General features: G+C 70.5%; 20 protein-coding genes. 10 read left to right on the plus strand and 10 right to left on the minus strand.

All coding sequences use genetic code 11. From position 1 onward, the window contains the following. Window positions 1-64: 64 nt before the first annotated feature. Window positions 65-736: a YecA/YgfB family protein gene (locus tag LXT13_RS04635; RefSeq protein WP_233370449.1), complete on the plus strand. Its 672-nt coding sequence runs from the start codon at window positions 65-67 to the stop codon at window positions 734-736. Here the strand turns inward: LXT13_RS04635 and LXT13_RS04640 are convergent. Further along, on the minus strand, window positions 669-1,949 hold the full coding sequence (locus LXT13_RS04640) for an Hsp70 family protein (RefSeq protein ID WP_233370450.1): 1,281 nt from the start codon (window positions 1,947-1,949) through the stop codon (window positions 669-671). The genes LXT13_RS04635 and LXT13_RS04640 overlap by 68 nt on opposite strands. An 81-nt stretch (window positions 1,950-2,030) precedes the next feature. Here LXT13_RS04640 and prsT point away from each other — a divergent pair, with 81 nt between their 5' ends. Then, window positions 2,031-4,817: an XrtA/PEP-CTERM system TPR-repeat protein PrsT gene (gene prsT, locus LXT13_RS04645; RefSeq protein WP_233370451.1), complete on the plus strand. Its 2,787-nt coding sequence runs from the start codon at window positions 2,031-2,033 to the stop codon at window positions 4,815-4,817. On the opposite strand, the gene LXT13_RS04650 is transcribed toward prsT, so the two are convergent. After that, window positions 4,818-6,092, minus strand: a complete 1,275-nt coding sequence (locus LXT13_RS04650) for a D-amino acid dehydrogenase (protein ID WP_233370452.1) — start codon at window positions 6,090-6,092, stop codon at window positions 4,818-4,820. It abuts the gene before it with no gap. Window positions 6,093-6,226: 134 nt separating this feature from the next. On the opposite strand from LXT13_RS04650, the gene LXT13_RS04655 reads away from it, so the two are divergent. Then, on the plus strand, window positions 6,227-7,135 hold the full coding sequence (locus LXT13_RS04655) for a LysR family transcriptional regulator ArgP (protein WP_233370453.1): 909 nt from the start codon (window positions 6,227-6,229) through the stop codon (window positions 7,133-7,135). Here LXT13_RS04655 and LXT13_RS04660 read toward each other — a convergent pair. Next, the gene (locus LXT13_RS04660; protein WP_233370454.1) at window positions 7,129-7,395 is read right to left on the minus strand and encodes a hypothetical protein; all 267 of its coding nucleotides are present in this window, start codon (window positions 7,393-7,395) and stop codon (window positions 7,129-7,131) included. The genes LXT13_RS04655 and LXT13_RS04660 overlap by 7 nt on opposite strands. 194 nt (window positions 7,396-7,589) lie before the next feature. On the opposite strand from LXT13_RS04660, the gene LXT13_RS04665 reads away from it, so the two are divergent. After that, entirely contained in the window at window positions 7,590-7,811 is a 222-nt protein-coding gene (locus tag LXT13_RS04665) for a hypothetical protein (protein ID WP_233370455.1), read from the plus strand. Here LXT13_RS04665 and pssA read toward each other — a convergent pair. Genes pssA through LXT13_RS04690 form a run of 5 tightly spaced genes read right to left on the minus strand, consistent with a single transcriptional unit; the run spans window position 7,808 to window position 11,367 of the window. Beyond that, window positions 7,808-8,425: a CDP-diacylglycerol--serine O-phosphatidyltransferase gene (gene pssA, locus LXT13_RS04670; RefSeq protein ID WP_233370456.1), complete on the minus strand. Its 618-nt coding sequence runs from the start codon at window positions 8,423-8,425 to the stop codon at window positions 7,808-7,810. The genes LXT13_RS04665 and pssA overlap by 4 nt on opposite strands. Next, the gene (locus LXT13_RS04675) at window positions 8,425-9,498 is read right to left on the minus strand and encodes a nucleotidyltransferase domain-containing protein (protein ID WP_233370457.1); all 1,074 of its coding nucleotides are present in this window, start codon (window positions 9,496-9,498) and stop codon (window positions 8,425-8,427) included. Before LXT13_RS04675 ends, pssA begins: the two co-directional genes overlap by 1 nt. Next, complete coding sequence (locus LXT13_RS04680) at window positions 9,495-10,409, minus strand: HprK-related kinase A (RefSeq protein ID WP_233370458.1); 915 nt, start codon at window positions 10,407-10,409, stop codon at window positions 9,495-9,497. Before LXT13_RS04680 ends, LXT13_RS04675 begins: the two co-directional genes overlap by 4 nt. After that, window positions 10,406-10,738: a hypothetical protein gene (locus LXT13_RS04685; RefSeq protein WP_233370459.1), complete on the minus strand. Its 333-nt coding sequence runs from the start codon at window positions 10,736-10,738 to the stop codon at window positions 10,406-10,408. Before LXT13_RS04685 ends, LXT13_RS04680 begins: the two co-directional genes overlap by 4 nt. Before the next feature lie 5 nt (window positions 10,739-10,743). Further along, window positions 10,744-11,367 (minus strand): hypothetical protein, encoded by a 624-nt coding sequence (locus LXT13_RS04690; protein WP_233370460.1) that lies wholly within the window; start codon window positions 11,365-11,367, stop codon window positions 10,744-10,746. 341 nt (window positions 11,368-11,708) lie between these two features. On the opposite strand from LXT13_RS04690, the gene LXT13_RS04695 reads away from it, so the two are divergent. Both LXT13_RS04695 and LXT13_RS04700 read left to right on the plus strand, forming a co-directional pair. Beyond that, window positions 11,709-12,506, plus strand: coding sequence for a head GIN domain-containing protein (locus LXT13_RS04695; protein ID WP_233370461.1), 798 nt, complete (start codon window positions 11,709-11,711; stop codon window positions 12,504-12,506). A gap of 15 nt (window positions 12,507-12,521) precedes the next feature. Then, window positions 12,522-13,172, plus strand: coding sequence for a hypothetical protein (locus tag LXT13_RS04700; protein WP_233370462.1), 651 nt, complete (start codon window positions 12,522-12,524; stop codon window positions 13,170-13,172). Here LXT13_RS04700 and LXT13_RS04705 read toward each other — a convergent pair. Beyond that, on the minus strand, window positions 13,147-14,802 hold the full coding sequence (locus LXT13_RS04705) for an alkaline phosphatase family protein (RefSeq protein ID WP_233370463.1): 1,656 nt from the start codon (window positions 14,800-14,802) through the stop codon (window positions 13,147-13,149). The genes LXT13_RS04700 and LXT13_RS04705 overlap by 26 nt on opposite strands. A gap of 61 nt (window positions 14,803-14,863) precedes the next feature. Here LXT13_RS04705 and LXT13_RS04710 point away from each other — a divergent pair, with 61 nt between their 5' ends. The 4 genes from LXT13_RS04710 to LXT13_RS04725 all read left to right on the plus strand — a co-directional run bounded on the left by LXT13_RS04710 (window position 14,864) and on the right by LXT13_RS04725 (window position 17,596). After that, window positions 14,864-15,577 (plus strand): hypothetical protein, encoded by a 714-nt coding sequence (locus LXT13_RS04710; RefSeq protein ID WP_233370464.1) that lies wholly within the window; start codon window positions 14,864-14,866, stop codon window positions 15,575-15,577. Beyond that, the gene (locus LXT13_RS04715) at window positions 15,574-16,332 is read left to right on the plus strand and encodes an enoyl-CoA hydratase/isomerase family protein (RefSeq protein ID WP_233370465.1); all 759 of its coding nucleotides are present in this window, start codon (window positions 15,574-15,576) and stop codon (window positions 16,330-16,332) included. The genes LXT13_RS04710 and LXT13_RS04715 overlap by 4 nt, the downstream gene beginning before the upstream one ends. Window positions 16,333-16,428: 96 nt before the next feature. Continuing rightward, complete coding sequence (locus LXT13_RS04720; RefSeq protein WP_233370466.1) at window positions 16,429-16,665, plus strand: hypothetical protein; 237 nt, start codon at window positions 16,429-16,431, stop codon at window positions 16,663-16,665. Between the two features lie 214 nt (window positions 16,666-16,879). Then, window positions 16,880-17,596, plus strand: a complete 717-nt coding sequence (locus tag LXT13_RS04725) for a 16S rRNA (uracil(1498)-N(3))-methyltransferase (protein ID WP_233370467.1) — start codon at window positions 16,880-16,882, stop codon at window positions 17,594-17,596. Here the strand turns inward: LXT13_RS04725 and LXT13_RS04730 are convergent. Further along, window positions 17,593-18,873 carry a THUMP domain-containing class I SAM-dependent RNA methyltransferase gene (locus LXT13_RS04730; protein WP_233370468.1) on the minus strand — a complete coding sequence of 427 codons (1,281 nt, stop codon included), beginning with the start codon at window positions 18,871-18,873 and terminating at the stop codon, window positions 17,593-17,595. The two genes, LXT13_RS04725 and LXT13_RS04730, sit on opposite strands and share 4 nt — an antisense overlap. Window positions 18,874-18,927 lie beyond the last annotated feature (54 nt).

The raw sequence follows: 18,927 nt of genomic DNA on the forward strand, positions 1-18,927 counted from the left end.
AGAACCCGCGGGCCGATCGCGGCAGCGCGCGGCGTGCGGGACCTCACGCTCGGATAATCCGGCCATGCCGACCGCCCCTCACCGCGCCGATCCCGCCTTTTCCGAAGCCGACCTGGAGCGCCTGCAGGCCCTGCTGGACGCGCTGCCCGCGCCGCTGGAGCCGCTGGACGTCAGCATGCTGGACGGCTATCTGTGCGGCGTGCTGCTGCAGCCCGAGCCGGTGCCGCTGTCCGCCTGGCTGCCGCCGCTGCTGGACAGCGAAGGGCGCCCCACGCCCGCGCGCGTCGACGACGAACTGCTGGCGCTGCTGCGTCGGCGGCACAAGGAGCTCAACGTGGCCATTGCGGGCCGGCAGTGGTTCGACCCGTGGGTGTTCGAGCTGGAGGACGGCGACGACCCGAGCGAGACGGTGCTGCCCTGGGTGGCCGGCTTCGCCCATGCGCTGGACGCGCACCCGGCATTGATGCGGCTGCCTGAGGAGCCGCTGCTGGAGCCATTGGCCGCCCTCTACCTGCACCTCGACCCGGACGACCTGGAGGACGCCGACACGCTGCTCGAGGAGATCGAGTCGCTGGAGCCACCGGCCGACCTGGAGGAGGCCGTCGAGGGGCTGGTCAGCGCGGTGCTGATGCTGGCCGACGTGTCGCGGCCGCTGAAGCCGTCCGCGGCTAGCCAAACAGCCGGCGGGCGTGCAGGCCCAGGCCGGTCGCGACCGAGGCAAACCGGTCGCCGGTGACGCGCGCGGCCTGCGGGAAGCCGGCCGCCATCCCGTCCACCAGCAGCCGCAGCCCCGTCGAGCCGCCGGTGAAGTAGAGCGCGTCGACCTGCGCGGGCTTGAGGCCCGCCAGCGCGACGGTCTCGTGTGCCGTCGCGATGATGCGGTCCAGGTCGGCGCGCAGCGCGTCGACGGCGGTCCTCTCGCTGAGCGGCAGCACGAGGCCGGGCTCGACCAGGCCGAGGTCCACCGTCGTATCCGCGCCGCCGGAGACGGCGATCTTGGCGCCCTCGGCGCGCGCGGCCAGTTCGTGGCCCAGGCGCTCTTCCAGCACCGTCATCAGCCGGGCATGCTGGCGCACGTCGGCGAACCAGCTCTTCATGCCGCGCCACTCGGCCACGCGCAGCGGCGCGTAGCAGGTGTTGATGAGGTGCCAGGTGGCGAGGTCGAAGTAAATGCCGCTGGGGACTTCGCGACCGCTCGGACCGGTCGCGCGGTAGCCGAATTGCGGCATCAGGCCGGCCAGCTCGATGTGGCGGTCGAAGTCCGTGCCGGCGATGTGGATGCCGTGGCTGGCCAGGATGTCGTCGCGCCGGGCCAGCCGCTGCACGCGCTCGGGGCCCACGCGCACGACGGAGAAGTCGCTGGTGCCGCCGCCGATGTCGGCGACCAGCACGGTCTGCTCTCCCTTGCCGTCACGGATGGCCTGCTGCTCGAAGTCGAACGCGGCGGCGATGGGCTCGTACTGGAACTGCACGTCGGTGAAGCCCACGGCCCGCGCGCAGGCGGCCAGCTGCGCCTGCGCCGCAGCATCGCGCTCGGGCTCGCCGTCGACGAAGAACACCGGCCGGCCCAACACGACGCGCTCGGGTTCGCCGGCCAGCCGGCGCAGCCGCTTCAGGTAGCCTGCGACGATGTCCGAGTACTTGGCGCCGCGGCCGCCGCCCACATCGGTGGTCTGCTCGATCAGCGACGAGCCGAGGATGCTCTTCATCGAGCGCATCAGCCGGCCGTCGTGGCCGTCCACATAGGCCGCCACGGCGGCGCGGCCGAAGGCGCGCGGCGGGCCGTCGGCATCGTGCGGCCCCTCGGCGAAGTAGAAGACGGCCGTGGGCATCGTGCGCTGGCCGGGCTCCAGCTCGATGAGCCGCATGCCCTGGGCGGCGTCGGGCACCGCCACGGCGGAGTTCGAGGTGCCGAAGTCGATGGCGCAGAAGCGGGGCGAGGCGTCCATGGCGATGTGCCGGGCCCTGGGGCCGGTCCTGAGAAAGGGCGCGCATTCTAGGAACACAATCCGCGCCGACAAGGAGACCTCATGACCTCGCGCCGCGCCCTCGCCCTCGTTCTCGTTGCCGCCCTGACGGCCTGCAGCCAGCGTTCCCCGGAGGAATTGCTGGCCGCGGCCCAGAAGCGCCTCGAGCAGAAGGACGCTGCAGGCGCCGTCATCGAGCTGAAGAATCTGCTGCAGGAGAACGCCGACAACGCCGCCGGCCGGCTGCTGCTCGGTAAGGCGCTGCTGGAGTCGGGCGACCTGTCCGGCGCCGAGATTGAGCTGCGTCGCGCCTGGGAGCTGGGTGCACCGCGCGACGAGCTGGTGCCCGTGCTGGCGCAGGCGATGCTGCAGTCGGGCCAGTCGCGCAAGCTCATCAGCGAGTTCGCCGGCGAGAGCCTGGCCGATCCCAAGGCCATGTCGTCGCTGCTGCAACAGCTGGCGCTGGCTCATCTCGCGCAGGGCAACGTGACCGAGGCCAAGGCCGCCGCGGTGCGCGCGCTGCAGCTGGCACCCGAGACCGAGTCGGCCGTCGTGGTTGCGGCCCGTGCGAAGCTGGCCGCCGGCCTGCCCGACGAGGCGCTGGCGGCGCTGGACGAGCTGCTGTTCCGCAATGCCAAGGCCGACAAGGCGCTGCTGCTGAAGGCCGAGGTGCTGCTGTCGCGCGGCAAGGTGCAGGAGGCCCAACCGCTGCTGACGGACGTGCTGGCGATGGAGCCCAACAGCTTCGAGGCGCGTTCGCTGCTGGTGCGGCTTGCCTTCGGCCGCAAGGACTTCGATGCGGCGGCCAAGCTGATCGACGCGATGCCGCCGGCGCTGGCCAAGAAGCCGCAGGGGCGTTTCCTGCAGGCCCAGCTTGCGCTGGCCAAGAACGACGCGGCCAAGGCCAAGGAGCTGGCGCTGCCGTTGCTGAAGGTGCTGCCGAACTACCTGCCGCTGCTGCGCCTGGCCGCCGCCGCGCACCAGCAGCTGGGCGAGCCGGCCGATGCCGAGAACCTGCTCAACCAGGCCATCAAGCTCGCCCCCGAGGACGGCGGGCTGCGCCGCCAGTACGCCAGTCTTCAGCTGCAGCGCCGAGCCCCCGGCCCGGCGCTGGAGACGCTGCGGCCCGTGCTCGAAAGTGGCAGGGCCGACGGGGACACCTTGCTGCTGGCGGGCAAGGCGCAGCTGTTGCAAGGCAACTTCGAGGCGGCGGACCGCGCCTTCGGCGCCGCGGCCAAGCTGCGCCCAGACGACGCGAAGACGCAGGCGGCGCTGGCGTTGTCGGCCATCGTGCGCGACAGCATCACGCCGGGCGGTGCCGGCCGCGCGAAGGCCGATGCGGCGCTGGCCCAGCTGCGCGAGCTGGCCGCCAAGGACAGTGGCAGCAACTACGACCTGATGATCGTCAACGCGCTGATGAGCCGCCAGGACCTCCCGGCGGCGCTGGCCGCCATCGACAAGCTGGTGCCGAAGATGAAGGACAGCCCGGTGCCGGCCTCGCTGCGTGGCCGCATCCAGCTGGCCCGCAAGGACACGGCCGCCGCGCAGGCGTCGTTCGAGAGCGCCCTGAAGGCCGACGCCGGTTACCTGCCGGCGCTCATCGGGCTCGTGGCCATCGATATGCAGGCCAACCGCAGCGCCGCCGCGATCAAGCGGCTGGAGGACTTCATTGCCAGTCAGCCCCACTCGCCGCAGGCGCGCCTTGCGCTGGCCGAGCTGCTGCTGCAGACGCGGGCGCCAATGGAGCGCGTGACCGAAGTGCTGACGACTGCCGTGCGCGAGGAGCCCAACGAGGCCAACCTGCGCGTCGCGCTCATCGACCATCAGCTGCGCCTGGGCAACATGCCCGCGGCGGCGCAGGCGGCGCAGGAGGCCTCGGCCGCGCTACCGCTGAACCCCGACCTGCTGGAGCGTCTGGCGCGCACCCAGCTGGCCAGCGGTGACAAGGCCCAGGCCACCAAGACCTACTCGCGGCTGACGGCGCTCGCGCCGTCGCGCGCGCATGGCTGGCTGGGCCTGGCGCAACTGCGCTACGCGGAGAAGGACTACGCCGGCGCGGAGCGCGAGGTCAAGCGCGCGCTGGAGGCCGAGCCGTCGTCCACGCTGGCGCAGCGCCTGCTCATCCAGCTTGCGATCCGCCAGGGCCGCACGGAGGAGGCGCTCATCGCGTTGCACGAGCGTCAGAAGAAATTTCCGAAGGAAGGCTATGCCTACGCCACCGAAGCCGACATCGAGCTCGGCCGCCAGCGCACCGACGCCGCCATCGCGCTGCTGCGTAAGGCCGTGGCGCAGCCCGAGCCGGGCGACGCCGCGCCGCGGCTATTCGCAGTGCTGGTGTCCGCGAAGAAGCGCGACGAGGCGCTGGCCTTCGAAAGCCAGTGGACGGCCGCCCACCCGCAGGACCAGGGCTTCACGGCGGCAGCGGCCGACGTGCTGCTCGTGCGTGGTGATTTGGAGGGGGCGCTGGCCCGCTACGAGGCGTTGCTCAAGCGCAGCCCGGACGCCATCCCGCTCATCAACAACGTGGCCTGGCTGCGCAGCAAGGCCGGCAAGCCGGGCGCGAGGGAGCTGGCCGAGCGCGGCCTGCAGCTCAAGCCCGACAACGGCGCATTGCGCGACACCTATGCGACCGTGCTGGCCAATGAGAAGGCCTTCGACAAGGCCGTCAGCCTGCAGCGCCAGCTCATTGCCGACCAGCCCGACCAGCCGTCCTACCGCCTCAACCTGGCGCAAATTCTGATCCAGTCGGGCGACAAGGCCGGCGCGCGCATGGAACTGGAGAGCCTGGCCAAGCTGGGGCCCAAGTTCCCGCAGCAGAAGGACGTGGACGCGCTGCTGAAGTCGCTCTGATCAGGCGTTGTAGAAGCCGAACGTCATGTCGGGGTGGCGCCCGGCGATGAGCTCGGCCATCGCCCGGCCGGAGCCGGCGCCATGCGTCCAGCCCAGCGTGCCGTGGCCGGCGTTGATCCACAGGTTGCGGGCCCTCGCGCTGCGGCCGATGTAGGGGATGTTGGTCGGCGTGCTGGGCCGCAGGCCGCACCAGAAGTTGGGCTCGCTCGTGTCGGCCACGCCCGGGAACAGCTCTTCATAGCGCTTGACCAGCGCCGCGCAGCGCACGCGAGCCGTCGGCGAGTCCAGGCCGAGGTCGAAGCCCGACAGCTCCGCCGTGCCGGCGATGCGGATGTGGTCGCCCAGCCGCGAGATGGCGATCTTGCGGCTGTCGTCCAGCAGGCTGACGACGCTGGCGGCCTCCGGCTTCTTCAGCCGCAACGTGGCGGAGTAGCCCTTGGCCGGGTAGATGTTCAGGTGTTCGCCGAGTGGCCGCACCAGGGCCGGCGTGTAGGAGCCCATCGCGGCGACGAAGGCATCGGCCTTCAGCGCCTGACGGGTGCCCGTGCGCATGTCGGCCACCTGCACCGTCTCGATGCCGTCGCCCGCGCGCTGCAGGCCGAGGATGTCGTGCTCGTACAGGAATTGAGCGCCGCGCGCCGCGCACAGCGCCGCGAGCTTGTGCGTGAAGACCTGCGCGTCGCCGCTCTCGTCGCTGGGCGTGAAGGTGCCGCCGGCGATGCGGTTACCGAACGCGGCCAGCGCCGGCTCGACCTTCAGTACTTCCTCGCGGCTCAGCACGCGGCGGTCCACGCCGTGGCGGCGCATGATCTCGGCGCCCGCGGCGCCGGACTCGTAGTCGGCCGCGCTGGAGAAGAAATGCAGGATGCCGCGCTCCAGCCGGTAGTACTCGATGCCGGTGCGATCGACCAGCTCCTTCAGCGACGCATGCGAATAGCGCCCCAGCTGCACCAGTTCCTCGACGTTGCGCTCGAACGCGGCATCCGTGCACTGCGCCAGGAAGGCCAGGCCCCAGCGCCATTGATTCGGGTCGAGTCGGGGGCGGAACAGCAGCGGCGAGTCGTCGCGCAGCAGCCACTTCGCCACCTTGAACGGCGCGGCGGCGTTGGCCCAGGGCTCGCAGAAGCTGACCGAAATCTGCGCGCCGTTGGCAAAGCTGGTTTCCAGCGCGGCGCCGGGCTGGCGGTCGACGACGACCACCTCGTGGCCCTCGTCCAGCAGGTACCAGGCGGTGGCGATGCCGATGATGCCGGCGCCGAGGACGACGATCTTCATGGAGTATTCAGAGCGGTTGAAGCGCAGTTTGTAAACCGAAGCCGGGCGCGGCGGCGGACCGTCGGTGATTGTCCGAAGGCGTGATGGCTTTCAGAAGAGGGATTAATAAAAATCGCTCTACATTAGAAGAGCTTATGAAAGACTTCGACACGGCGGCACTCGACTGCCTGGCAGCGCTGGCCGACGCCCAGGGCTTCGAGCGGGCGGCCCAGCGGCTGGCCATCACTCAGAGCGCGGTGTCGCAGCGTCTGCGCACGCTGGAAGCCCAGGTCGGCCAACCACTCGTCGTGCGCTCACGGCCGCTGCGGCTAACGGAGGCGGGCAAGGTGCTCCTGCGCTTTGCCCGCCAGATGCAGGCGCTGCGGGTGGACGTGGCGCGGGAGCTCGGTGGACGCGTGTCGCCGCAGTCCCGGCTGGCCATTGCGGTCAACGCCGACAGCCTCGCGACCTGGGTTCTGCCCGCGCTGGACGGCTGGGTCCAGCAAGGGCTCCGCGAGGGCTACGGGCTGGAGCTGGTGGTCGACGACCAGGATTTCACGCACGACAGCCTGCGCCAGGGCGCGGTGCTGGGTTGCGTGTCCACGGTGTCGGAGGCGCTGCAGGGGTGCCGCGTCGAACCGCTGGGCGTCATGCGCTACGTGGCGGTGGCCAGCCCGGGTTTCCTGGCCACCCAGTTGCCGGACAGCCTGCACGCCGGCAACTTCGCCGACACGCCCTTCCTGGTGTTCAACCGCAAGGACGACAACCAGTCACAGTGGGTGGCGCAGGCTTTCGGCGTACGAGCGCCGCGGCTGCGAGAGCGCTTCGTGCCGTCCAGCGAGGCCTATGTGACGGCTGCCGTCAGGGGCTGGGGGGTGGGCGTTGCACCAGAGATTCAGGTGCGGCCCTTCATCGCCGCCGGCACGCTGGTGCCGATCCGGCCGGATGTCAGCGTCGACGTGACGCTCTATTGGCACCAGTGGCAGCTACAGGGGGGTAGTGCGTTGCTCGACCGGATCGGCCAGTCGCTGGCCCGGGGCGCGCGGCTGGCGCTGGGTCAGTGACCTTCGGGGGCGGAAGCGCCGGCAGCCGGCGCCGCGACGGCCTGGGCCACGATCATCGAGCCCGCGTCGCCCGGCTGGACGGCCTGGGCGATCCAGAGCGTCACGGCCACGACCAGAACGATCATGCCGTTGGCGATCCATTTCAGAACTGCTGAGGTCATGCGGGAAAGCCCGAATTTCGAGGAAGGCGCGCAGCTTAAGCGCATCCGGGCCGCGTGGTTCAACAGACCGACGAAAGCGATCCGGAGATTTGCAATCACGCAACGCGGGGGGTGATGCATGCTTGCCACAAGATGCGATGCCTATTGGTCAGGCCCCCATCTGAACGTGTGGAATTGCCATCAGAGGCAATATTTACTGACAGTTGCGGGGTTTCTTTGTCATACGGATCCTTCACACTGGTTGCACTTCGCGTCGATGCGGTTGTCGGCGCACCCAGCCAGAGAGGTTTGCCATGCGGTTTCCAGCAGCGCTGCGCTTTCTCCGCCGTGACGCTGCCGCGCGCAGCGAACCCGATCCTGCCGATCTCGGCACGGCCTTCGGCCTGGACGCCTGCCTCGATGGCGGCGGCTTCAGCGAATATCGCCAGCAGCCGCCCAGCGACGTGCTTGAGTCGCAGTCCGTGCGCGGCGTGCAGGACTCGCCGCTCGGCTGGCTGTCGCGCCGGACGGCCTAGATCTTTGGAATCCTGATCCGGCTCACCATCAGCGAGCCGAACACCGCAAACAGCAGCACCAGCGGGTGCAGCCGGAAGCCGCCGAGCCACCACACCCCGCCCCAGAGCTGCTCACCCAGCGCGCCTTGCGCTGCGGCCACCCACAGCAGCGCCACGAGCACCATCGATGTCGGGATGGGCGTGCCCTCGAAATACGCCACCTTGTCCGACCCGGCGCTGAGCTTCTCCGCCGTCACGTTGAAGCGCGCCAGCCGGCTCACGCCGCACGCGACGAAGAACACCAGCACGATGCGGTCGTACAGCCCCTGCATGCCGCAGCCGTAGGCGATGGCCGCCGGTGCGACGCCGAAGGAGATGATGTCGGCCAGCGAATCGAGCTCGCGGCCGAGCGCTGAGCTCTTCTGCCGCCAGCGTGCGATGCGGCCGTCCAGTACGTCGAAGACCAGCGCCAGCGGGATCAGTGCGCATGCGTATTGCAGATGCCGCGCGTCGCCGCTTTGCAAGAAGCTCATAACGGCGAACAGCGCGCCCATGCCGGCGCAGGCATTGCCGAGCGTGAACCAGTCGGCGAGGTGGAACTCGCGGATCATCGAGAACGGCTTGGGGCGGTTCATCAGCGGTTGTCGTCAAGGGCCTGGCTCTGCGGCGGCCGCAGCGCCTTGTGCAGCAGATGGTAGACCAGCAGCGGCAGCGGCATGCGCAGCCAATGCGAGCGGATGTAGAGCGTGCGGCAGCACCAGGCGGTCCAGGCGTCCGACGCGCTCGCATGCATGGGACGCAGCGCGCGGGCGTACATGAAGTCGAGCACCGGCTCGGGTCTGCCGGCGCCACTGCCGGCGAGCACGTCGGTCGGGACCGGCGTCTGCAGTTCCTGATGGCAGTAGCGCAGCGCCAGCCGCAGCGGGCGCTGCAGGCCGTGCTGTTCGGCGCGCGCCAGCAGGCGGCGCCAGAAGTCGGCCTCCGCACCCCAGTGCCGCATCAGCAGGTCCAGGTCGCTCAAGTCGCGCAGCAGGTTGTCCGGTTCGCCCTCATGGAACAGATGGGCGGCGCTGTGCAGCACCATGTCCACCGGTGCCAGCACCCAGACGCCGCGGTGGCCGGGCACCTCGACGGCGTCGCGCAGCAGCGCGGCGGCATCGACATGGCTGCGGCTGGTGGGTGGAAGGATGGTGTGATGCACATCGAGTGCCGTGCCGCGGAACAGGTGCATCAGCGGCGGCAATTCATGCATCCAGCGGCGGTAGTAGCGCTGGTCGTAGGCGTCGAGCTTGTCGCCGCTCCAGCCCTGCACGGCGAGCAGCGATTCGGCCTCGTCGAGCACCGCCCGTGGCAGCAGGATGTCCACGTCGGAGAAGACGCGGCCCCGGGCCGCCGGCAGCCCGGCCATCACGTAGGCCGCGCCCTTGAGCAGCACCAGCGGCACACCCAGCGGCGCCAGCACCTGCTGCAATGCCCTAACCTCGTAATGCACCGACAGGTGCTGGCGTGCGGCCATCATCGCGGCGGACTGCAGGTGGCGCGCGGGCCGTTCCGGCACTTCCACTCCGGTGGCGTCCAGCTGAAGGTGCAGGCGCCCCAGCAGGTTGGCGTGACGCGCCTGGCGCACGAGCACGTCCCACTGCAGCAGATCCAGGCCGCGGGCCGCACCCGCGTCCCGCAGCACGCGGGTCAGCAGCGCAGGGCTCATGCCGGCGATCGGGCCAGGTCGTCGAAGACTTGCATGGCCTCGTCCAGGTTGCCGTAGCGGAAGCTGAAGTGGCCGCAGCGCGCGGTCAGCTCGCCCACGGTCTCGAAGCCCTGGCGGCCGAGGATGGCATAGTTCATCGCGTTGTCGGCGATCTGCAGGAAGGCTTGGCCGCGGGGCATGGGCGTGAGTGTCGCCGCTGCACCCGCCTCGTACTTCGGCAGCACCATCGAGCACGGTTGCGCCGGCTGGCCGCCGGCCTGGACGCTGGCCACCGGCGGTGCCATCAGCGCGACCGTGCCCTTGCTGGTGTCATGGACCGGGCGGGTCAGGAAGGCGTCCGGCGCGAAGCCGCGGATCACGTCGATGGACGCGTTCTTCAGGTTGACCGGCCGGGCCAGACCCCAGACGCGCGCCGCATCGAAGTCCACCAGCGTCAGCTCGTCGCTGAGCAGCCGCCAGCCACGGTTGACGAGGGCGGCACACAGCGTGCTTTTGCCGGAGCCCGGCGGCGCCGGCAGGATGACGGCCCGTCCGTCGCGGGCGACGCAGGCCGCGTGCAGCACCAGCAGGTGGTGGCTGTAGGCTGTGACGCACCAGTTGAGCCCCCACTCCAGCATCGGCAGCGCCTGCGCGCGCGGCAGCGGCGTGAAGGGCTTGACGTCATCGGCCAGGAATTGCACCTGCGGCCGCAGCCAGCGCCGCAGCCCCGGCGTGGCGGCGACTTCGACGTGGAAGTCGATCATGTCGCCGTCGGGCGCGAGTTCATGTTCGCCGTACAGCGTGGCCAGCTCCGTGGCGATCTCATCCACGTCCGTGCGCAGCGCGCAGTTGAACGGGCCGGTCACGAGGCGCAGGCCCTGCCGCAGCGCGGCGCGGAAGCCGGCCGGTCCGAGATCCTTGACGCGCCTCACGTCAGGACGGCGGCGCTGTCGCCGGCCCGTGCCACCAGGCCGGCCTGCTGCAACTCGTCCAATGTGTGCCCGAGCAGCTCATCGGCCAGTGATGCATCGGCCTCGCCGTCGTCGGCTGCCAGCACATGGTCCAGCAGGTCAGCCCGGGTCAGCTCATGACCAGGATGCCGGGACCAGATTTCCAGCAGGAAGCTGGCGAGGTGGGACAGCAGCAACGTCTCGCCAGTGTCGGGGTCGAAGCAGACGTGCCCATCCTCGAACTCGCGAGACAACAACCGGCCGGCGGCCGGCGCGGCACGCCAGCGCTGAGCGTTGCCGCCCAGGGGCATGGGTGTCAGACGGGGACCTGTTGGGTCAGGAACTTCAGGTAGCCGATGACCTGATCCCGTCCCCAGGGCTTGGTCTGAGCCGGCGGCGTGTAGCCACCGCCGAGAACGCCCAGGTTCCACATGTCGACAAAGCGCTGCTTGGTCGGCCAGGTGGTGTCGTTGCCAACGGCGACAGCCTGCAGGTAGCAGGCCATCAGCAGGCCCTGGTCGCTGGTGTCAGCCTTGGCGAGCCAGCTGCTGACCGTGGTGTCGTTGCTGTAAGGGCCAAGGTTCAGGCCGAGCGAGCTGACCAGTGTGTCGCGGGTGATCGAGAACACCGTCTTGCCGTAGAAGTACCGGAAGGGCGACGTCGAGTTCTGGCAGTTCGTGGTGCGCCAGGCCGATGCCTTCAGACCAGGGTCGGCACAATTCTTCGGGCCGCGGCTCAGATTGCCGGAGACGGTGAAGCCGGAAGGCAGCTTGCAGGAGCAAGCCATCACGGACGCGGGCTTGAGCGCCACCAGTGCGGGCGCACCGATGGCGCCAGCACGCAGAAGGCTGCGGCGCGTCCTGGAAACACCAGGCGCGGCCACAGCCGCAGGCTGCGCTTCGGGCGTCTGCTGCGGGTCGCGGGGTTGGTGTTCGTTCATGACAGTAGGCCTCGTGGATCCGTTTTTGCTTGTTCCGGCAAGGTTGGCGATGCTATCGGACGCTTCGCCACTTGGTGCGGAAGTGTTCCACACAATGCCGGCACAGGGGGTTGGCTCGCGCCCCCCTGATCGGGTGGACTTCGGTGGCTGGGCAGAGGTTGTTTGCCGCGAGGGTGTCACACGCCTTCAATGCAGCCGTGGCCGGGCGCGTTCGGCGGGTGTTTTGCGGCTGGTCCGTCCATGCTGCGGCTCATGGCGGGGATGCGTCAGCCTGTCGCAGCGTGCTGGCGGGGCTCCACGGGCCTGTCGACACTGCGGCCCAAGACGCCCAGGAGAACACTATGTCCCGACTCGCCCTGATGATCTTCACCACCGCGCTGGCTGCGGGAGCCGCCCAGGCCGGCGACGACGACTGGCGCCTGCGCATCCGCAAGGAAGCCGACGGCTGGTCGGCCCATCTCAGCGTGCCCGTCGAGTACGGCAGCGGCAAGAACCGTGTCAGGGGCTCGGGTGCCAAGGTGGAGAAGGTTCGCACGCTCGCCGCGTTCACGAAGCTGCGCCTGGACGGCCCGTTCGACGTCAAGCTGGCGCAGGCGGGCACCGACCAGGCCACCATCGTCGCGGACGACAACGTCGAACCGCTGGTCGAGACGGTGGTGGAGGGCGACACGCTCGTCGTGCGCCTGAAGCGCGATGCGGGCTTTACGACCCGGTTCACGCCCACGGTGCGCCTCGACGCCCGGGGCCTGCAGGCGGTGGCGCTCCACGGTTCGGGTGATCTGGCCATGGACCGCTTCAGGGCCGACAGCCTGGCGCTGAACGTTGTCGGCTCCGGCGACGTGCAGCTCGGCCTCGTCGAGCTGAAGGAGCTGAACGTGAGCATCAGCGGCTCCGGGGACGTCCGTCTGGCCGGCCGGGCCGACCAGCAGACCTGGAAAGTCAGCGGGTCGGGCGACGTCGATGCCGGTTCGTTGACCGGGCGTTCGGCCCGCGTGGAGCTGAGCGGTTCGGGGGACGTGTCGCTTGGTGTCGTCGAGGAACTGGACGCGCGGCTGACGGGCTCGGGCGACCTCAGCTATGCCGGCCGGCCGCAGTTGCGCCAAAGCGTCAGCGGTTCCGGCGAAATCCACCGCCGCTGAGTTCCAATCGCGTGGGTGAACCCACGCGATCTCTGGTGGCAGGCGCTGGTCGACGGCCCCGACGGCCCGTTGCTGCTGGCCCTGTTCGGCGCCGATGGACGGCTGCGGCTGGCCAATGCGGCGTATCGCTCGGCCTGGGCCCTCGGGGCCGACGAGCTGCCGACGCGTGCCGAGATCGTCGAGGCCGCTGGCGCCGCGGGCGTCGGCCCCGTGGCATTGCCCGGGCGGCGGCAGCGCGCGCCACGGTCGGGCTATGAACAGTCCTGGCGGGACGGTCGGCGGTTGTGGTGGGTGGAGCAGCCGACCGCGGACGGCGGTTGTGCGTGCACCGGCGTCGACATCAGCGCGCTGCCGCGGCCGCGCCCGGCGACCGGGCAGGTGTTGTCGACCCAGGCCGGACTGGAGTTGCTGCAGTCCCTGCTGAGCGACGCGAGCGCCTGGCCGCTGTGCGTCGCGACGACGGCGCCGGGTGCCGACGGCCAGACGTTGCTGGCGCAGATCCGTGGCGAGGACGGTTGCGCGCGGCTGGCCGATGGCCGCCTGATGCTGCTGCTGCCCTCGACCGGGCCGGCCCAGGCCATCGCGCTGTGCGAACGGCTGGGTGGCCTGAGCCTTACGGAGGCGCAGTGGGGCGAGTCGGCTACCGAGCTGCTGCTGAGAGCCTGAGGTCGCGGCCCTGCGCTTGCGCCGGGGCCGGCAGGCCAGCGATGGCGGCCAGCGTCGGCGCCAGGTCGGCAATCTCGACACGCGTGGGCACCTCGCCCGCACCGACGTAGGCAGGCCCCCAGAACAGCAGCGGCACGTGGGTGTCGTAGACATGCGGGCTGCCGTGCGTGCTGCCGCCCGGCCGGGAGCTGAAGATCCAGTTGGGCCGCAGCACGATCTGCAGTTGCGCGGCACGCGTCGGGTCGTAGGACTTGCGCATGGCCTCCAGATAGGACGTGGTCGTGTCGCTGCCCAGCAGTTGCTCGCGCGTGAAGACCGCGTCCACGCCCGGCAGCTTCAGCAGTTCGTCGCGCGCGACGGCCTGAACGTCGGTGAAGGTCAGGCCGCGCTCGGCCGCGAGCGGCTCGTCGAGCAGCAGGCCGGACGCGGAGAAGTTCCGCGCCAGCTTATCGACGCCGAACCGGGCGCTAAGCGCCGCATTGACGGCGGCGAGCGATGGTCCGTTGTTGAAGCGGCCGGCGTCGCGCCCCTGTGTCAGCGCCCACTCGGGTGTGTCGGTGAAGCCGTGGTCGGCCGTCAGCGCCAGCACGTAATTGCCGGCGCCCACGGTCTGGTCGAGGAACTGGAAGAATGCCTGCAGGTGGCGGTCCAGGTGCAGCAGATGGTCGTGCGACAGCCGCGACTCGGGGCCGAAGGCGTGGTTCACGTAGTCGTGGCTGGACAGGCTGACCGACAGGATGTCCTGCACCCCGCGCTGGCCCAGCTGCTCGTTCGTGACCGCGGCGCGGGCGAAGGCCAGCGTCAGCTCGTCGCCGAACGGCGAGGCCAGCAGGTTGCCGTAGAAGCGTGGGCCGGGTGCGTCCATCTGGGCGCCGATGACGGCAGGCAGCCGGTTGCCGTTGCCGCTGGCGATTTGCCACGGCTGACCGTCGGGCACGTCGCGCGCGTAGGCCGACTCGGCCAGCAGCGGCGCCCAAGCCTTCTGGAAGAACGCGTCGGCCGGTCGCGCGGCATTGAAGTCCTTCACCCAGGCCGGCAGCGCCGACATGTAGTAGGTGCTGGACGAGAACTGCCCCGTTTCGCCCATGTACATATACGCCGTACCGAGGTGGCCGGCGGGCAGGATGGCGCCGCGGTCCTTGCCCGAGATGCCGATGACCTTGGAGCTCGGCGAACGCCCGCGCAGCACGTCGCCCAGCGTCTCGGCCTTCAGGTTGCGTGGGCTGGTGCCGGACAGCGGCGCCGTCGGGTTGTCCAGGTAGGTGTAGGCCGCATCGCCGGTGTTGTAGACCGGCCCGCCGGTGGCCGGGTCGCGCCATTCGTTGCTGATGATGCCAGTGCGCTGAGGGTAGGCGCCCGTCAGCATGACCGAATGCCCGGCCGCCGTCACGGTGTGGCCGTGGCCGTAATGCGCCTGGGAGAACCAGCGCCCGTGGTCCAGGAATCGGGCGAAGCCGTCCGGCACCAGCTGGCTGCGCGCGCCGGTGACCTGCCGCATCGGCAACCCGTCGATGACGACGAGCACCAGCAGCTTGGGCCCCGGGGGCGGCGCGGGCGGCGGCGTCGTGCAGGCGGACAGGGCGGCGGCCAGGGCTAGGCCCAGGAAATGGCGGCGATCAAGGAGTGGCATGACGTGTTTTGCGGCGACTTGAGGGTCGAGCTTACGTCGTCACAATCGATGGCGACTAGCCATGGCCACGCAAGACGACTTCGACCCGGCACGCGCCCTCGACGGCTGGCGGCCTCCTGCGCCCGCGCCGCTCGACCTGGAGCTGGGTCGACTGCTGGACGCCGGCCGCGCGACGCTGGACGATGCCAAGAAGGAGCGGCTGAAGGCGCGCGGCTACACGCTGGACGACATCGAGGACGTCGAGCTGCCGGCGGTGGCCCCGCTGCCGCCAGTCGGTGAGCCGCCGCGCCTGAACCTGCCGGCGGCGCCTGTGCCGCGGTCGGCCCAGCTGCTGACGAGCTGGCAGCCGCAGGCCTGGACGGCCCTTGTGCGGCGCGTGCGCGGTGCGAGCGCCGAGGTGCTGCAGACCGCCAACGGCCCCATCGTCGAGAACCATGCACCGCAGTGGCTGTGCGCGCTGTGGCCGCCGCAGCGGCTGGACTCGCCGCTGCTGGGCCGCTGGCCGGAGCTGGCCACGCTCATGGGCGCAGAGACCGCCTGCGGCGCGCTGCACCAACTGCTGCCCCAGCTGCCGCCACGGGCACTGCTGTGGCCGGCGGAACTGGATGTGGACTGGGCGCTGATCGCGGACATCGTGTTGCACCAGGACGCGCGCCTGCGTCCGGCCCAGGCGCTGGCGCTGCGCGAGCTGGCCGAGGCCGAGCGCGGCAAGAGCTTCGCGCGCCTCAACGACGGCTACGCGCTGCGCGACCGCGTCGCGAGGCGGCGCGCGTGAACGGCCAGCCGCCGCTGCTGCAGATCGACGCCGGCGTGGCCCGTATCACGCTGCGCCGTCCGCGCCAGGCCAACCGGCTCGCGGTCGAGGACCTGGGCACGCTGCAGGACTTCATTGCTGACGTCAACGCGAACGCCGCCGTGCGTGTGCTGGTGCTGGCCGGCGAGGGCCGGCATTTCTGCAGCGGCTTCGACCTCGGTGCGCTGGGCCGCATCGACGCCGGAGCGCGCTTCGGCGAGCTGGCCGATGCGCTGGAGGTCGCGCGGCCCATCACCATCGCCCGGTTGCACGGCGGTGCGTATGGCGGCGCGGCCGACCTGGCGCTGGCCTGCGATTTCCGCCTGGGCGCACCGGCGGTGGACATGTTCGTGCCGGCCGCGCGCATCGGGCTGCATTTCTACGGCGGCGGCCTGCGCCGCTTCGTCAACCGGCTGGGCCTGACCATCGCCAGGCAGGTGCTGCTGGCGGGCCGCACGCTGGATGCCGACGCGCTGCTGCGCTGCGGCTACCTGGACCAGTTGCTGCCCGACGTCGAGGCGCTGGACTCCGCCGTCGCCGCGCTGACGGCGGAGTTGCTGGCCATGGCGCCGCTGGCGCTGCTGCCGATGAAGCAGCACCTCAACGCCATCGCCGCGGGCCGATTGGACACCGACCGGCTTGCCGAGGACATCGTGCGGGCGCGCGACTCGGCCGATCTGGCCGAGGGCCAGGCGGCCTGGGCCGGCAAGAGACCGGCTCGTTTTGAGGGGTGTTGAAAGTCCTAAGGCGGGCACGGCGCGCATCGTGGAAAATACGGTGCCTGCGCCTTTGCCTGGCGCCTCCCTCTCACAACTCTCTTCGACAGGACCAGCGTGGCCAAAGAATCCACCAAGACGACCATCGAAGCAGACGGTCTGCGCTACCGCTCCAAAGCCCCGGGTTCGCCGTTCGCGGCCACCTCTTCGTTCGGAGCCGCAACCATGTCCTGCTTCCTCTGCGGCAAGCATCGCCCGCGTGCGATGCTGAAGTCCAAGAAGCTGCTGGGCAAGTCTCAGCCCGTGTGCTCGCCGTCCTGCAAGGAGCTGGACGCGCAGATTGCCGCGAAATAGTCAGCGCCTCATCCAGTCGTGCACCGCTGAACGTGGGCAGGCCTGACCGGTCTTGCAGACTGTGCCGCAGCCCTTCGGCAGGCACGTCGAGCCCACCGGGGCCAACGTATCCGGCCTAGGTCCCTTAGGGGACGGCGATGCAAGCGGGGCGTGCCCCACTTGCACGCCGCCAGACACACCGCCAGACGGGCCGGCCCGCGGAAAGCCCTGAGCCTTGCCTCGATTCTTCGTCGACATCCCGCTCACCTCGCCTGGCGAGGTGTCGCTGTCGCCTGGCGCCGCGCGCCATGTGCAGGTGCTGCGGCTGCAGCCGGGGGATGCGCTGACGCTGTTCGACGGCAGCGGGCTGGAATGGCAGGCCGTCGTCACGGCGATGGGGCGCAGCGAGGTGCGCGTGAACCTCGTCGCGGCGACGCAGCCGCGGCGTGAACTCGACCGTGCGGTGACGCTGGCCGTCGTCATGCCGGCCAATGACCGCATGGATTTCATCGTCGAGAAGGCGACCGAGCTGGGCGCCGCCGTGCTGCAGCCGCTGGTGGCCGAGCGCTCGGTGCTGCGGCTGGCCGGCGAGCGGGCCGACAAGAAGCGTGCGCACTGGCAGGGCGTCGCCATCGCCGCGGCCGAACAGAGCGGGCGGACGGTGCCGCTGCGGGTGGAACCTGTGCTGCCGCTGTCCGCCTGGCTGGCCGCGCTGCCGGCGCCGGCTGCCGATGAATGGCGCGGTGTGCTGAGTCCGCGTGCCGTTGCGCCGCTTGCGCCCATCGCTGCAGCCCGGGCGTCGTTTCTCAGCGGGCCGGAGGGCGGGCTCAGCGACGCCGAGGAAGACGCCGCGCGCGCCCGTGGCTTTGCGGCCGTCACGCTCGGGCCGCGCATCCTGCGCGCCGACACGGCGCCGCTGGCCGTGCTGGCCTGGCTGGCGCTGGGGGCCTAGCTCGCGGCGGGCTCGTCGGCGGGCTTGCGCGCCGAGCCCTTGACGAGGTCGAAGCGGAACAGCCGGCATTCAATCGGGCCGTTCCACATCGGCACGCGGCGGGATTCCTTCAGGCGCATCTTGCCGGGCAGCTTCATGTCGGGACTCAGCATCCAGGCGGTCCAGCCGGCGGCGTTCTCGGTGTACTGCCGCTTCCAGTGCGCGGCCAGGCGCGGGAAGAAGTCATCGCCGCCGTCACGGGCCTCGCTGCCGCCGGCGTCCCGCGTCATGGCCGCCTTGCCACGCACCTCGATGCGCTCACCATAGGGCGGATTCATGACGATGCTGCCGGGCATGCCGTCCGGCAGCTGCGGTGCAGGACGCTCCAGCGCATCACCGCCGTTGAATTGGATATAGGCCGCCACGCCGGCGCGTTCGGCATTGCGGCGCGCGAAGTCGACCATGCGGAAGGCCACGTCGCTGGCGTAGATGGGCACGGCCGGCGGGTGGATGCGGGCGCGGGCGGCCTGCGTCATCTCGCCCCACGCCTGCTTCATGGCGCCGGTGGAGAAGGGCAACTGCCGCTCGAAGGCGAAGCGGCGCTGCAGGCCAGGCGCGGCATCGCAGGCGATCAGCGCGGCTTCGATCGGGATGGTGCCGGAGCCGCAGCACGGGTCGTGCAGCGCGCCGCCTTGCTCGGCAGTACCGCGCCAGCCGGCGGCAGCGAGCATCGCCGCGGCCAGCGTTTCCTTCAGCGGCGCATCACCCTTGTCGATGCGCCAGCCGCGCTTGAACAGCGGTTCGCCGGAGGTGTCGACATACAGCGCCGCGCGTTCGGGCCCGACGTGCAGCACGACGGGCAGGTCGGGCCGCTGCGTATCGACGCTGGGCCGCTCGCCGGTGCGCTCGCGGAGCTGGTCGCAGATGGCGTCCTTGATGCGCAGCGCGGCAAAGTTCAGGCTCTTCAGCGGCGAGCGCTGCGCCGTCGTGTCGACGCGCAAGGTGTGCTGGGGCGTCAGCCAGTCGCGCCAGTCGACGCGGCGGGCCAGCGCATAGAGGTCTTCCTCGTGGCGGTAAGGGCCTTCGATGATCTCGACCAGCACGCGCTGCGCCAGCCGGCTTTCGAGGTTGATGCGCATGGCGTCCTCGGCCGTGCCGAGCAGGCCGCAACCGCCGCGCAGCGCCTGCACCTTGCTGCGCACGCCGGGCGGCAGGAAGCGTTTGAGCTCCTCCTCCAGCAGCGGTTCGACGCCACCGGGGCAGGACACGAAAAGGGACAACTTGATTGGCAGGCTCACGACGTGGATTGTCGCCGCCTCTAAACTGGACAGCGGTATCCACTGCCCGAGGCC

Origin of the sequence: Pelomonas cellulosilytica (genome assembly GCF_021353265.1) — a bacterium.
Taxonomy (GTDB): Bacteria; Pseudomonadota; Gammaproteobacteria; order Burkholderiales; family Burkholderiaceae_C; genus Pelomonas; species Pelomonas cellulosilytica.